Origin of the sequence: Psychrobacillus faecigallinarum (assembly GCF_014836595.1) — a bacterium.
Classification (GTDB): Bacteria; Bacillota; Bacilli; order Bacillales_A; family Planococcaceae; genus Psychrobacillus; species Psychrobacillus faecigallinarum.
Genome location: NZ_JACSQO010000004.1, coordinates 271,850 through 285,310, shown reverse-complemented (window position 1 = coordinate 285,310; position 13,461 = coordinate 271,850). Strand labels below are relative to the sequence as shown.

The window sequence follows — 13,461 nt, the reverse complement described above, 5'->3', positions numbered from 1 at the left end:
CCACCAATCCATTTGCTAAGGTTTATAGGTTTTCCCCCTCAAGTTTATTCAGAACCGTTTTTTATCTTCTGAAAGCTAGCGATGGAGGCGTGATATATTTTCTCCATTTTCTCTTCTAAAAAGCTAGTTCTTTCAAACAATGAGGTTCTTACATGATCGATTTGGCGCAAAATCTTCTCCATTAATCCTTCTTGATTGTCTACTCTGTTTGTTAATTCCTTTTGTCCATCTTCCAAATTATTAAACTGTTCATTAATTATTTGACGGAATTGATTCTGTTCATTAACTTTATTCATTATTTCATCATTAAAAATATCTACTTTTTCTATATGAGATAAAACTTCCTTATTCTCTAGAGAGAGATCTTCGAGCTTATTTACAATACATACTTGCGTTACCTCTGCTTGTTCTAATCGAGACATTATTGCATTTTGCGTATCGTCAAGTTTTTCAATTTGAACGGTTAAATCGTTTTTACCTAATTGCTCGTCTTTTATTAGTAGCTGTATAGTATGGTTTTGCTGCTCTAACTTTTCTAACCAGTTGTATACTTGCTTCTCAACAAGCTCATGTTTGATATTGAGTTCTTTTAACTCCTGTAGTTTTGCATTCATTTCATACGATTGTGTTATTTGCTGATGACCATAGTGATATTGAGATTTTCTTAATCCTTTAATGGCTCGAAGAAAAGCTTCATTTGCAGTATTTTGATCTAGTATGAACTCAGATAAGTGGTTACATCGATATTCTGTTTGATTAGGTGCCTTTATTTCTGCCGTATTTTTAAATACCCCAGGGTTTTGGTATTCATTGATGAATAATCCCATTAGGTGTTCCTCCCTTGTGAGCTAGCCTTAAAGTTAGAATATGCAAGTATGCAAAAAGTAGGCATTGTTAAATTGCTAACAGAAATAACAGTAAAATGAGTTATATTATTCCCAAATAAATGAAAAATTTATAATAAATCATGATTATTGTATTGTATAATAAGATCTAGAGTTATTTTATTTGAAAAAACAAATAATTAAAGCCCGCATTAGGGAAATCTTCTCTTTTTCCTTTCCTAAGCGGCAAGGCGGAACATCTCATTCAACTTTTCTTGAAACAGAAAAGGGCTTTTTTGTATGGAAGGCTGTAACTGAATCACCTTATCGCTATTGGTTGAAAAGAGAAGCAGATGTAATAGCTACTTTAAATAATGAAATAAACTTATCTGCTCCAATTTCCATAGAGGAATTTAATTATTTTATGAGGGCTTTATGAATTTTTTTGAAATTGGGGTGAATATGTAGTGAAATTTATAGGTCCGATTATCATATTTGCTGGAATATGCTGCTTGGCAATTGCTTGTTATGAATTTTTTACTGTTGAGTTTTTTGAGGAGCCTCAATATTTTTGGTTATTCTTCGTAGGAGCACCCCTTATCTTTTTCGGCTTTTTATTAACAGGCGTAGGTAACTACAAGAAGCTAAAAGAAATAAACAATGAGGAAATACGTGAACAAATGGCGGCAGCCAGCAAAGGATGGGCAGAGGGCCAATTAAAAGCGGAAGTCTTTTGCTCCAATTGCGGTCACCCCGTTGGCAAATCCTTCAAATTTTGCAATGAATGTGGTAGCTCTCTGCAAAATAATTAAAGGTGGTTTTTGTATCAATTACTTTTTACGTCTGAACATAGTTAGCATTATTAATGCACTTATAATTTTTATATCATTTGAACTACAGTTAAACTTTTATAGAATAGCTCGTATAACGAACTGGGAAACTGGCTCCGTAAACCTATTTATGATGATTCTCCATGTTTTAGGTTTCATATTATGGATAACAGTCCTTCTCCTAGTAAACGGCAGATGGCTCCAATACAGAAAGAGCAGATATATTTCTTCTTTCCTGTGGTTTCCATATTTGATTTTTTTCATTCTTTTGTTCGCTAGTATTTTTCCTATAACCTACAGGGGAGATGACCCATCACCTGCAACAGCGTTTATCATTATTGGACAACTAATTATCTTTCCTTTCTTCCTCGCTTTTATATTTTTTATTGGTAAAGCTATATCTACGGAACCTGAATATCTATTTTCTAAGGAGTGAAAATATTGGACACATGGAAAAAGCTAAGCTCATCCTATTTGTACCAGTCACCGTTTGGCAATTTACGAAAAGACAAATGCGAGTTGCCCAATGGTCAAATAATTGAAGATTATTATGTAAATGAATACGATGATTGGGTAAATGCTATTGTGCTTACAAAGGAACAACAAATTGTATTAGTAAGTCAATATCGCTATTCAGCTCAAAACATATTTTTAGAGATTCCTGCTGGAAAGCCAGAAGGGGGAGAAAGCTATCAGGAAGCAATTTTAAGGGAAGTTCAAGAAGAGACGGGCTACTCAACAGACCGAGAACCTATATTATTGGGCCAATTTTACGTAAATCCGGCAACTCAAACCAATAAGGTATTTACCTATCTGCTTCTAGATGCTTATCATACTAGTGGTCAGCAGCTCGACCCTACAGAATTTATAGATGTTCATATTTATAACTGGAATGAAATGGGTTCATTGATCGTGAATGGAGAGATCCAACAACTTTTTACAGCTCATGCCTACTATATGGCTTTATCTTATTTAAAGGAGAAGCCCATTAGATGATAAAGGGTTATGCCACCAGAGAAAAAACATTAAATTATTTAAATAATCATGAGTCAAAATATAGAGAAACTACTTGGTTTTATTGCTCGCCAATTGCAATCGGGACACATTTAGGCGATATGACAAATGAAGATTCCGAGCTGTATGAAAAAACAATTAAATACTGCCTCAGAAATGGTGTGAATTTTATAGATACCGCTCTAAATTATCGTGGTATGAAATCAGAGAAAGATATAGGGAAAGTGCTAGAGTCGCTAATAACAAACAAAGAACTTGATAGAAGTGAGTTTGTCATCTCAACAAAGGCGGGCCTAATTCCAGGTGATATAGATGCGGGTCTTGTTCCAAGTGACTATCTAAAATATGTGCTCTTAAAAAATGAAATCATTCAAGAAAAGGAAATACAGACAGTTGCACATCAAAAGCACGTACTTACTCCAAGCTATTTTCAGTTTGCACTAAATCAAAGCAGATCACACCTTGGTTTGGAGACAATTGATATTTATTATTTACATGTTCCGGAAATTTCTATGAAAGTTCTTGGAGAAGAGGCGTTCTACAAAATGCTTGAAGAATTATTTTATTTCTTTGAGCAACAAGTAAAAAAGCAAACTATACGATTTTACGGTTTGGCTACCTGGCTGGGTTTCATCACAGATAGTGATGAGAAAGGCTATATATTTTTAGAAAAAACGGAAAAAATAGCGAGAAAGGTAGGAGGGCTTAGCCATCATTTTAGATTTATCCAAGTGCCCTTAAATAGTTCCTTACCTGGAGCAAATAATAGGGAAACTCAATCAGTTTCAGGGATAACGCTAACAGTTTTAGAAGCTGCTAGGGATCTAGATATTCACGTTACGACCAGCGCACCATTTAACCTAGGTAAAGATGTGGAAAACACAGATGATATCTTGCGATTCCTAATGAATACAAAAGACATATTGTCAACAATGGTTGGAATGAAACGAGTAAACCACGCCAAGGAAAACATTGCAACTTACAAATGAACATTTATTCATTAGGAGGATAAATTGAAAGCCTTAATTATTCAAGTATTGTATTTGTTGTTACCTATTGTCGTCGGATTGTTTGTCGTGCAAATGTTTATCGAATTTTCCAGTTGGTCCTATTTAGAATATGGCGTGCTCATTGCCCTCTTTGCTTTAAATTACATGATTATAAAGAAAATTATCTGCTTAAAGATTAATAATCTTCTTATGACTAGTTTGTTTTTTGTTGGCACTCTTTTATTTTCCATATTCATCGGAGGAAGCATTTGGTTGAACTATGCAGAGGAGCCTTATCAAGAGATAACTCCTTCATCTAAGATAACAAATACAGGAGAGAAAGAAATAGGAAGCATATTCCATATTTTCTTTAATAGCCTCATCCAAAAGGATATAGAAAAGAAAAAGATTGCGAATATTTCTTATTATTTTGCAGAAGAAAATATAGCCTCTGTGAATGAGTACTCCTCTCTTTTAGAGAAAGAAAAGGCTAAACTTGACCTGATTTTTGGAAAAGAAGTGAAGGACCCTTTATCGATTGAAATATATAATGATCCAGCTGCTATTAAGGAAATATCGCCAGGAGCGGTAGGTTACTATAAGCGCATGGATCAATCAATACATCTTATGAAAATGGACGAGGAGAAAAAATGGGAAAGAATATTATTACATGAGTATACCCATTATCGTATTCACCAGTTCGCTAAAATCAATGGATTAAGCAGCAAAATGGAGCATCTACCTTTTTGGTTTATCGAAGGGCTGAGTGAGTACGTAGGATATCAGGATAGAGTTATCGACCCGAACATATTAAGAGAAACAGTGGATTATCGGTTAATAGACACAAACAAAACAATACCATCTAAATTAGAGCATTATAAGGTGTACCTTCAGGGATACTTTACAGTTAAAAAATTGGATAGTTTGTATGGTACTGAAGTTTTAACGGAGTTATTATTATCTAAGTCATTAGATGATTTTTATAAAAATTTTGAGAAGACTACGGGAAAGAGTACAATAGATTTTCAACAAACCCTTTTAGTGAATTTATAAAATTAAATTAAGTGGTTTGGAAATAAGGAGCCGAGACAATAGTCACGGCTTCTTTACATTAATGCTTTTAAGAGGATTGTTTTTTAATTTTGCTTGTTCATGGTTTAAAAGCCATTCTTTTCTCCATAGCCCACCTGCGTAACCTGTCAACTTTCCTCCAACGCTAATGATTCGATGACAGGGTATAACTATAGGCAACCTATTTTTATTGTTCGCACTCCCAACAGCTCTAACCGCACGGTCGTTACCTATAGATTGAGCAATATGTTTGTAGCTTGCAGTTGTGGCATATGGAACTTTAGTAAGTGCCCTCCAAACAGATTGTTGAAAATCAGTACCTTCATAAATATATGGAAAAGTAAAGTCCATCCGGTCTCCATAAAAGTACTCATGCAACTGTTTAACGCATATATGAACTACAGCAGGATGATGGTCATTCAATTGAAAATCTGTCTCAGTTCTTTCGGTAAAGTGGATGGCATAAATAGCCTCCATCGTACTTAAGATTTCTAATACTCCAATCGGTGATTGAAAGTCTACTCTATGCATTATAATGACCTCCAAAGATAAAATGTAGCGTAAGCTTGCCAACCTTCCCAATTCATAGCCAACTCTTTTAGTTCAGCCATAGTAGGTTTACGGTCTAAGTTTAATTGTTTTTTTAAGGCGTTATGCAAGCCAACATCGGAAATAGGGAAAGCAGTGGGCTCTTGTAGGCTTTTCATTAAAACATAGTCTGCAGTCCAAGGTCCAATTCCTCTAATAGATGTTAAAAACAAATGCTTTTGTTCGAATGTCTTTTGTTTAAGTACTAAATCCTTCGATAACTTTCCCTGTAGAATGAGCTGAGCGATTCCTATAATATACTCTGCTTTTCTAGCACTAAATTGTAGCAGTTTTAAATCCTCTACAGTTAAAGATGCAACTATTTCTAATGAAGGAAAAACATAATATTTGTTACCTTCATACTCTAACGATTCTCCATATTTTTCTACTAAGCGCTTCTTTAAAGTGTAAGCAAATGTTAAATTGATTTGCTGACCTATAATAGCCCAACTTATTGCTTCAAAAAAATGGGGAATACCAACTATACGTAATCCATAATAACTTTGAACGATTGGACGTAAAATAGGATCATTATTAGCAAGTTCATAAAAATCTCTCAAGTCCTTCTCCAAATCAAACCATTCACTAATAAATGTAGTAACTTTTTTAACTTGTATAGTAGATGGTTGAGTAAGAGGGAATTTGACAATTATATTTCCTGGTTGCCACTCAATTATGAACAAAATGAGTTCATCATCCATTTTAAGTAGCTTATAAATGGAGTTGTCGATAACTCTGTACAACCATTCTTGTTCAGGTTTCATTAAATGCTTCAGACATTCAGCGAAACTAAAGTCTTGTGGAGTTGGAATGCTCAGTTGACTTAGTTGTACTTTTTCATTCATACTTGCATCTTCCTCCATTGTTTACGAAATTCACTTGGGGAACTTTGAAAAGAATTTCTAAAGGCTTTATAAAAGGTAGAGGTGCTTTGAAATCCAGTTTGCAAGCTGATTTCTAAGTTTGAGGCATTTGTATGCTTCAGTAAATGGGCAGCCTTTTCTATACGAATCCTTTCTAAGAGCTGGCGGGGACTCTCCGATGTAACCTTTTTAAATACACGCTCTAAATGGAAAGGGCTGACTCCCATATGTATTGATATATTTTCTAATGTTAAGGGTTGTCTATAATTATTAGTTAAAAAAGAAATGACCTGCTCGACTAAGTCCTCTTGAGGAGCTAGTTGTAAATCAGGCTTACATCGTTTGCATGCACGAAACCCTGCTTTTTCAGCTTCTGACTTAGTTTTGTAGAATACTACGTTTTCCTTCTTGGGTTTACGGGATTTGCAGGATGGCCTACAATAAATTTTTGTGGTTTTAACAGCAGTATAAAAATACCCATCATAATTATGATCACACGCTATTATCCTTTGCCACATTTCCTCAAAGGATAGATTTATTTTATCCATTAGTTTCCTCCTCCATTAATTTTACAAATATAAGAAAGAGCCTCAATCTTTTATCGCCATTATAGAAAAACATGAGCAATATGGAAACATAACAATTTTATACTTTTCAAACAATAAGATAGATTTTTTTCCTCTAGCAGGACACTTTTCTTATAGAGTTACCGAATGCCTCGAAGCTCTACAAAAACTATATAGCTAAATAAACTTAAGTGAAAAGTACTATTTATTTTTGATTAAACTAACGGTTCTTCCCAATTGGTTTTCTTGGTAAACATGGAGCATGCGGTTACTTAAATATCATACCATTTAAATTTTTCCAAAAGTAATCTTCATTTGTTTTACCATATCAAATAATTATGTAAGAATCGTCTTATTTCTTGCGCTTATGGTCTAAACATAATTTTTTCTTTTAGTTTTCAGAATTTTTCGTTGACTTAAATTTACAAAAATATTAATCTGTAATAAATACATTACTATTTTTAGTTTTACGTTTAAAAACGGTTATATGTTTTCGTCTCTATCTTTTATAAAAGGAGGATTTAATTTTCTTTACTTTTAATATAGATAAGTTTAGTAGTTTGCTTGTTATTTGTAACTGATTTTAAGAAAACGTTTTAACGTTGTTATGACTAGTTTTAGATAAGCATAGCTTGAATAAAGGAGGATTTTAGTTGAACGTAGTGCTAACTTCTGAAGAAGAACAACAAAAAATGTTTCAGTTTTTGGAGCGTATTCATTCAGGAGATAAAATTGAAGCAGACGATTGGATGCCAGAGGAATATCGAATAACTTTAATAAAATTAATTTCTATGCATGGAATGAGTGAAATAATGGGAGCATTACCTGAAAAGGAATGGGTTCCGCGAGCACCTTCCCTGTCTAGAAAACTTGGTATTATGGCTAAGGTGCAAGACGAGATGGGGCATGGTCAGCTCTTACTTCGAGTTACAGAGGATTTGCTAAAACCCTATGGAAAAAATAGAGCTGATTTGATGCAAGATTTGTTCAATGGAGACTTGAAGTTTCATAATGTATTTCATATGGAAACCAAGACATGGGCCGATGCTGGAATTATCGGCTGGCTTGTAGACGGAGCTGCAATCATAACTCAAACCAATATGCTTAATGCCTCCTACGGCCCTTATGCTAGAGCGTTACAGCGGATTTGTGCTGAAGAGGTATTCCATGCTCAGCACGGAGAATCTATAATTATGGCCCTCGCTGAAGGAACAACCGAGCAAAAAGAAATGATTCAAGAGGCACTAAATCGGTGGTGGGAGCCACTTCTTATGTTTTTTGGCCCGGCCTCTAAAGAAACCACTGGATCCTCTAAACAGGATTTGACGATTAAATACAAAATAAGAACTAAAACAAATGAAGAATTCAGACAACTTTTTTTTGATAAATACATTCCTCGTATTTTATCGTTGGGATTAACTGTACCTGATTCAACGTTAAGATTTGATAGAGAGAGCAACAATTGGATATATCAACAACCTGATTGGAACGAATTTAAGAAAGTCATAAAAAATGGTGGTCCTAGATCAAAGGCACGTCTTAATCTTAGAAGAACCTCTTACGAAAATAACGCCTGGGTAAGAGAGGCGCTAAGTGCTACGGTAAGCTAAGGGAGGAACAAATAACAATGAACGAAGAAAAGAGCTTTTATCAAGAATATGAAATCTTTAGCAAACGTACTTCAAGCTCTGCATTTCAACACCAATTTAGTCTGCTAGCTCCTAATGAACAAATGGCTTTTATAATGGCTCAGGAAAACTTCATGAGACGGGAGCCTGTAGCAGACATTTGGATTGTCAATCGAAAGCATATTCGCAAGATAGAAAATGAAGAGAAGCAAACACTAGCCAGATTGGACAATAAAGAATATCGCACAACAAAAGGCTATGGTTATTTAAAGAAAAAATGGCGCCAATACGAGCAACAAATTTTGGATGAAAAAGAAATACTATCGTGGGGAGGAGAACGTAAATGAGTGAGGAGATGAGCCAGGAATATAAGGACGCTACGCAGAGTCTTCTTTTTCAACTGGCGGATGATGATTTTATGTTTGCCTATCGCGGTTCTGAATGGCTAGGCCTCGCACCTCACATAGAAGAAGACGTTGCCTCCTCTTCTATTAGCCAGGACAGCATGGGGCATGCTGCCATGTATTATAAACTTTTAGAAGATTTTGGAGTAGGAAATGCAGACCGGCTTGCTCACCTTAGGCCGACTTCAACTAGGAAAAATAGTGTTCTTACAGAAAGAGATAACGGTAAGGGATCATACATGGAAACCCCACAATACGATTGGGCCTTTCAAGTTGTTAGAAGTTATTTTTATATATCTGCTAAAAAAATCAAAGTAGATTCCTTATGTGCAAGTTCATATGTACCGTTAGCAGATATAGCCTTGAAGGTAAAAATGGAAATTTTTTATCACCTATTACACTGGGAAATATGGTTCAAACAATTATTATCCTCAACGGATGTTGCCAAAAAGAAAATGATGCATGCAATCTTACAAGTGAGTGATGACTTTTCCGATTTTTTTTCATATGGCATAGATAAGGAGATTATAGAAAAACATCAGCTAATTGAAACTGAGGAAATATTAAAGGAAAGATGGAACAAAAGACTATATCCCATTTTTGAATCACTTCAGATTGAAAAGCCTAATATTCCGATTATACCTAAGAAGAACGGGCGAAATGGAGAACATTTAAAAGACTTGGATGAAGCGCTTGAAACTCTTTCAGAAGTATATAGTATTGATCCAGCAGCATCTTGGTAAGGATTAATTGGAGAGAGGTGACAAATGTGTTAAAAAGCTCAACTGTTACTAAAGAGTCCATATTGGAAGTTCTATATCAAGTAATGGATCCAGAAATAGATTCTGTAAGTATAGTGGATCTCGGTATGATTGAAGAAATTATTGTTGAGGAAGAAGCAGTAAAGGTCCATTTACTTCCCACATTTTTAGGGTGTCCTGCTTTAGATATCATCAAAGGAAATACAAAGGCTGCTTTAGAGAATATTTCTGGAGTAGGAAAGATTGAAGTAAATTTTGTTTTTCATACTCCTTGGACATCGGACCGAATAACAGAGCAAGGGCATGCCAACTTAAGGAAGTTTGGAATATCACCTCCTCCACTATTTAAGGAAGGGGAAAATTCATGGGAGGTTGAATGTGCCTATTGCGGATCTACTTATATATCCATGGAAAATATATTTGGTCCAACCGCCTGCAGAAGCATCTTATATTGTAAAAGCTGCAAAAATGTATTTGAAGCAATGAAACCTATTTCTACATTTATGTAAAGGAGGAAATCCAATGGCTAAATTGATAGCGATGTATAAACACCCAGAGAACAAACAGGAGTTTGATGACCACTATTTTAAGGTGCATGCTCCTATTACAGAACAAATTCCAGGCTTAAAGGAGATGAAGGTCACAAAATTTACGAATTCTCCAATGGGTGGAGACCCTAAATATTATTTAATGTGCGAGATGATATATGATGATTTAGATTCCTTGAAAGCAGGATTAAATTCTCCTGAAGGAAAAGCATCAGGTAAAGATTTAATGGGGTTTGCAGGAAACTTGGTAACTCTTATGATAGGTGAGGATTCTTAATGGTTTACCAATTCATTGAAACTAGAATGAAGAACCAAGTTGGGATAATTGAATTGAATAGACCCGAACGGCTTAATTCCTTAAATAGAAAAATGGTTAGTGAAATATTAGAAGCATTACTAGCGTTTGAAAGTAATGAAGACATTCGAGTTATAGTTCTTACCGGAAATGGGAAGGCCTTCTCAGCTGGTGCTGATATTGAAGAAATGATGGGCGATAATCCTATTAGTCTAGAATTATTAGATCAATTCTCTGATTGGGATCGATTAGCAACTATTAAAAAACCGATTATTGGGGCAGTAAAGGGCTATGTCTTTGGGGGTGGATTCGAGCTTGCTCTATCATGTGATCTCTTAATAGCTGCAGCTGGGACAGAGTTTTCATTTCCTGAGGTAGGGCTTGGAGTAATGCCTGGCGCTGGAGGTACGCAAAGACTTACTAAGTTAGTAGGAAGAACAAAAGCCTTGGAATGGCTATGGACCGGAAAGCGGATTTCAGCAAATACAGCTTTGAACAATGGCATTATCAATAAAATTGTAGCGAGTGAGCTACTAATGGAAGAATCAATGAAGTTGGCTACCATTCTTGCTTCACAACCACCTATTTCTTTGCGACTTATAAAAGATTCTGTGAACAAGGCAATAGATTACTCACTCCATGAAGGGATGCAGTATGAAAGAAAAAACTTTTATTTACTATTTGGCACAGAGGATCAAAAAGAAGGAATGAGTGCGTTTGTTGAAAAAAGAAAACCAAATTACCAAGGGAAATAGGGAGGAGTGAATATGTACGAAACTATTAAATATTATGTGAAAAATAATGTAGCTTGGATTGTCTTAAACAGACCAGATAAGCTCAATGCATTTAACGCTAAGATGAATGAAGAGTTAAAAGCTGCATTTAAAACCGCGTCTTCTTCGGAAGAAGTGCATAGTATTCTCTTGACTGGAGAAGGTAGAGCCTTCTGTTCTGGACAGGATCTAACCGAAGTGGATGCTCAGATGGATTATGGAAACCTATTAAGAGAATCGTATTATCCGATGCTAAGACAGATTAGTTTATGCGAAAAGCCAATTGTTGCAGCGGTAAACGGGGTGGCTGCTGGTGCCGGTTTTAGTTTGGCCTTAGCCTGTGATTTCCGTCTGATTTCCGAAAAAGGTAGCTATTTAAATGCTTTTATCCATGTAGGTCTCGTACCAGACTGTGGGAATTTGTATTACTTATCCCAGTTAATAGGCGTAGCCAAAACATTAGAACTCTCCATTTTAGGTGAAAAAGTTTCAGCTCAGCAGGCATTTAACCTAGGTTTAGCCAATAAAATTATTGAGGTTCAGGAGTGGGAAGATCAGTTAACATATTTTGCTGAACATTTAGCCAGCTTGCCTTCTAAAGCTGTTGCCCTTATAAAATGTTCAATGAAAGCGATTACAGAAATGCCTTTAGAGGAGTATCTAGAATTTGAAGCACAATCTCAGCGAATAGCAGGACAAACCAATGATCATCTGGAGGGTATCGAAGCTTTTTTAGAAAAAAGAAAACCTGTTTTTTCAGGAAAATAAGGAGTGTCTTATTCATGACAACTATTAAAGACGATAAAACCGAAAAAGAGTCTCTAAAAAGAGAATTTTATCATTTAATAATAAATGGAGAAAAGATGAAAGGCTCGAAAGGTGAAACAATTAAAACCTTTAACCCAGCTAACGGAGAACTTGTAGCTGAGGTTGCTAAGGCTACCAAGGAAGATGCAGAAAAGGCAATTGCAGCAGCGCGTAACTCTTTTGATCACGGTAAGTGGAAAATGTATCCTGTAGGTCGCAGAGCACAGATTATAAATAAAATTGCTGCAATTATGCGTTCTCGCTTCAATGAGTTAGTGGAGTTAGAGATTTTAGATACTGGAAAGACGCTTCACGCTGCTCAAGGTCAAGTAACCCAAGCTATTGAGGATTTTGAGTTTTACGCGGGAGCAATTGTTGGACACCGAGGTTCTGTCAATAATGTGCCAGGTCAGTTTCATAACTATACAGAAAAAGAACCTGTTGGAGTTTGTGCACAAATTATACCTTGGAATTATCCGCTGATGATGGCTGCATGGAAAATAGCGCCAGCAATAGCTGTAGGCTGTTCTGTTATTGTGAAGCCAGCGTCTTTAACTCCATTAACTGCCATAATACTAGGTGAAATTTGTTTGGAGGCAGGTGTTCCACCAGGAGTTGTCAACATTGTTCCTGGTTCAGGCTCAGAAATTGGAAATTATTTAGTAGAGCACGCTGAAGTGGATAAGGTTGCTTTTACAGGGTCTACCCCTATAGGGAAAGACATTATGGGAAAAGCTTCTGAAAGCTTGAAGCGGGTAACTCTAGAACTTGGAGGAAAGTCCCCCAGTATAGTGTTTGCTGATGCGGATATTGATGCAGCTGTTGATGGCTCTTTATTTGGGATTTTTTATAATTCAGGTCAATCTTGTGAAGCTCGTTCTCGCTTGTATGTGCAAGAAGATATTTATGAAGAGTTTGTAAGTAAGTTTCTAGAAAAGACAAAAAGACTTCAATTAGGAGATCCTTTTGATAAAGGAACACATGTTGGTGCTATTATAGACCAAACACAGTTGGATACGATAAATGGATATGTTCAATCAGCGATAAAGGATGGGGCAGAGATTATAGCAGGAGGCCATAAATGTTCTCCAAAAGGATTTGAGAATGGTTTTTGGTTTGAGCCGACTATAATTTCTAACGTAAATCACGAGATGAGCGTAGTAAAGGAAGAGATATTTGGGCCGGTTGTGGTCGTAATGAAATTTAAAGATGAAAAAGAAGCGATTAAATTAGCTAACGATACTACTTTTGGACTTGGCTCTGCTATTTGGTCAAAGGATGGAGCAAGAGCTACAAGAGTTGCTAATCAGATCAAGGCAGGTATAGTAATGGTGAATTGTCCGTTTTCAGCATTTCCAGGAACTCCTTTTGGTGGATACAAGCAATCAGGCTTTGGACGAGAGCTTTGCATCGAAACGTTAGATCTGTACACAGAAACTAAGAGTATCTTATCTTACTATGGAAGCCGTCCATTAAATCCTTTGGGGCTTTAAAGAAATA

Annotated in this window: 17 protein-coding genes; 13 read left to right on the top strand and 4 right to left on the bottom strand. The window is 35.9% G+C overall.

The annotated features are described in order from the left end of the window. Nucleotides 1-44 precede the first annotated feature (44 nt). Nucleotides 45-827: a hypothetical protein gene (locus tag H9650_RS10740; protein ID WP_191697182.1), complete on the bottom strand. Its 783-nt coding sequence runs from the start codon at nt 825-827 to the stop codon at nt 45-47. Nucleotides 828-1,008: 181 nt separating this feature from the next. Between H9650_RS10740 and H9650_RS10735 the strand changes: the two genes are divergently transcribed. The 5 genes from H9650_RS10735 (at nt 1,009) to H9650_RS10715 (ending at nt 4,710) form a co-directional block, all read left to right on the top strand. Further along, nucleotides 1,009-1,263 (top strand): hypothetical protein, encoded by a 255-nt coding sequence (locus H9650_RS10735; protein WP_191697181.1) that lies wholly within the window; start codon nt 1,009-1,011, stop codon nt 1,261-1,263. A gap of 28 nt (nt 1,264-1,291) precedes the next feature. Continuing rightward, nucleotides 1,292-1,636 carry a zinc-ribbon domain-containing protein gene (locus H9650_RS20660; RefSeq protein WP_191697180.1) on the top strand — a complete coding sequence of 115 codons (345 nt, stop codon included), beginning with the start codon at nt 1,292-1,294 and terminating at the stop codon, nt 1,634-1,636. Nucleotides 1,637-2,086: 450 nt separating this feature from the next. Then, entirely contained in the window at nt 2,087-2,650 is a 564-nt protein-coding gene (locus H9650_RS10725) for an NUDIX hydrolase (protein WP_318245405.1), read from the top strand. Next, nucleotides 2,647-3,657 (top strand): aldo/keto reductase, encoded by a 1,011-nt coding sequence (locus H9650_RS10720; protein WP_191697178.1) that lies wholly within the window; start codon nt 2,647-2,649, stop codon nt 3,655-3,657. The genes H9650_RS10725 and H9650_RS10720 overlap by 4 nt, the downstream gene beginning before the upstream one ends. Before the next feature lie 24 nt (nt 3,658-3,681). Continuing rightward, complete coding sequence (locus H9650_RS10715; RefSeq protein WP_191697177.1) at nt 3,682-4,710, top strand: collagenase; 1,029 nt, start codon at nt 3,682-3,684, stop codon at nt 4,708-4,710. Nucleotides 4,711-4,752: 42 nt separating this feature from the next. On the opposite strand, the gene H9650_RS10710 is transcribed toward H9650_RS10715, so the two are convergent. Genes H9650_RS10710 through H9650_RS10700 form a run of 3 tightly spaced genes read right to left on the bottom strand, consistent with a single transcriptional unit; the run spans nt 4,753 to nt 6,727 of the window. Beyond that, on the bottom strand, nt 4,753-5,259 hold the full coding sequence (locus tag H9650_RS10710; protein WP_191697176.1) for a methylated-DNA--[protein]-cysteine S-methyltransferase: 507 nt from the start codon (nt 5,257-5,259) through the stop codon (nt 4,753-4,755). Next, a complete protein-coding gene (locus H9650_RS10705) occupies nt 5,259-6,161 on the bottom strand; it encodes a DNA-3-methyladenine glycosylase family protein (protein WP_191697175.1) in 903 nt (300 codons plus the stop codon). Before H9650_RS10705 ends, H9650_RS10710 begins: the two co-directional genes overlap by 1 nt. Continuing rightward, nucleotides 6,158-6,727 carry a bifunctional transcriptional activator/DNA repair enzyme AdaA gene (locus H9650_RS10700; RefSeq protein WP_191697174.1) on the bottom strand — a complete coding sequence of 190 codons (570 nt, stop codon included), beginning with the start codon at nt 6,725-6,727 and terminating at the stop codon, nt 6,158-6,160. Before H9650_RS10700 ends, H9650_RS10705 begins: the two co-directional genes overlap by 4 nt. 710 nt (nt 6,728-7,437) lie before the next feature. On the opposite strand from H9650_RS10700, the gene paaA reads away from it, so the two are divergent. From paaA to H9650_RS10660, 8 genes are read left to right on the top strand one after another with little or no spacing between them, the layout of a single operon-like run. Further along, a complete protein-coding gene (gene paaA / locus H9650_RS10695) occupies nt 7,438-8,355 on the top strand; it encodes a 1,2-phenylacetyl-CoA epoxidase subunit PaaA (RefSeq protein ID WP_318245410.1) in 918 nt (305 codons plus the stop codon). Nucleotides 8,356-8,372: 17 nt separating this feature from the next. Continuing rightward, the gene (paaB, locus tag H9650_RS10690) at nt 8,373-8,720 is read left to right on the top strand and encodes a 1,2-phenylacetyl-CoA epoxidase subunit PaaB (RefSeq protein ID WP_191697172.1); all 348 of its coding nucleotides are present in this window, start codon (nt 8,373-8,375) and stop codon (nt 8,718-8,720) included. Beyond that, a complete protein-coding gene (paaC, locus tag H9650_RS10685; RefSeq protein ID WP_191697171.1) occupies nt 8,717-9,520 on the top strand; it encodes a 1,2-phenylacetyl-CoA epoxidase subunit PaaC in 804 nt (267 codons plus the stop codon). The genes paaB and paaC overlap by 4 nt, the downstream gene beginning before the upstream one ends. Before the next feature lie 26 nt (nt 9,521-9,546). Next, the gene (gene paaD / locus H9650_RS10680) at nt 9,547-10,047 is read left to right on the top strand and encodes a 1,2-phenylacetyl-CoA epoxidase subunit PaaD (RefSeq protein WP_191697170.1); all 501 of its coding nucleotides are present in this window, start codon (nt 9,547-9,549) and stop codon (nt 10,045-10,047) included. Between the two features lie 13 nt (nt 10,048-10,060). Then, nucleotides 10,061-10,363, top strand: coding sequence for an EthD family reductase (locus H9650_RS10675; protein ID WP_144536207.1), 303 nt, complete (start codon nt 10,061-10,063; stop codon nt 10,361-10,363). After that, nucleotides 10,363-11,136 carry an enoyl-CoA hydratase/isomerase family protein gene (locus H9650_RS10670; protein ID WP_191697169.1) on the top strand — a complete coding sequence of 258 codons (774 nt, stop codon included), beginning with the start codon at nt 10,363-10,365 and terminating at the stop codon, nt 11,134-11,136. The genes H9650_RS10675 and H9650_RS10670 overlap by 1 nt, the downstream gene beginning before the upstream one ends. Nucleotides 11,137-11,148: 12 nt before the next feature. Continuing rightward, complete coding sequence (locus H9650_RS10665) at nt 11,149-11,922, top strand: enoyl-CoA hydratase-related protein (protein ID WP_191697168.1); 774 nt, start codon at nt 11,149-11,151, stop codon at nt 11,920-11,922. Nucleotides 11,923-11,936: 14 nt separating this feature from the next. After that, a complete protein-coding gene (locus H9650_RS10660; RefSeq protein WP_191697167.1) occupies nt 11,937-13,454 on the top strand; it encodes an aldehyde dehydrogenase family protein in 1,518 nt (505 codons plus the stop codon). Nucleotides 13,455-13,461: the final 7 nt, after the last annotated feature.

Coding starts and splice junctions, on each gene's coding strand:
- H9650_RS10675 (WP_144536207.1), top strand. CDS start 10,061: ATGGCTAAATTGATAGCGATGTATAAACACCCAGAGAACAAACAGGAG.
- H9650_RS10665 (WP_191697168.1), top strand. CDS start 11,149: ATGTACGAAACTATTAAATATTATGTGAAAAATAATGTAGCTTGGATT.
- paaA (WP_318245410.1), top strand. CDS start 7,438: ATGTTTCAGTTTTTGGAGCGTATTCATTCAGGAGATAAAATTGAAGCA.
- H9650_RS10670 (WP_191697169.1), top strand. CDS start 10,363: ATGGTTTACCAATTCATTGAAACTAGAATGAAGAACCAAGTTGGGATA.
- H9650_RS10740 (WP_191697182.1), bottom strand. CDS start 827: ATGGGATTATTCATCAATGAATACCAAAACCCTGGGGTATTTAAAAAT.
- H9650_RS10700 (WP_191697174.1), bottom strand. CDS start 6,727: ATGGATAAAATAAATCTATCCTTTGAGGAAATGTGGCAAAGGATAATA.
- H9650_RS10660 (WP_191697167.1), top strand. CDS start 11,937: ATGACAACTATTAAAGACGATAAAACCGAAAAAGAGTCTCTAAAAAGA.
- H9650_RS10705 (WP_191697175.1), bottom strand. CDS start 6,161: ATGAATGAAAAAGTACAACTAAGTCAACTGAGCATTCCAACTCCACAA.
- H9650_RS10710 (WP_191697176.1), bottom strand. CDS start 5,259: ATGCATAGAGTAGACTTTCAATCACCGATTGGAGTATTAGAAATCTTA.
- paaB (WP_191697172.1), top strand. CDS start 8,373: ATGAACGAAGAAAAGAGCTTTTATCAAGAATATGAAATCTTTAGCAAA.
- H9650_RS10720 (WP_191697178.1), top strand. CDS start 2,647: ATGATAAAGGGTTATGCCACCAGAGAAAAAACATTAAATTATTTAAAT.
- paaC (WP_191697171.1), top strand. CDS start 8,717: ATGAGTGAGGAGATGAGCCAGGAATATAAGGACGCTACGCAGAGTCTT.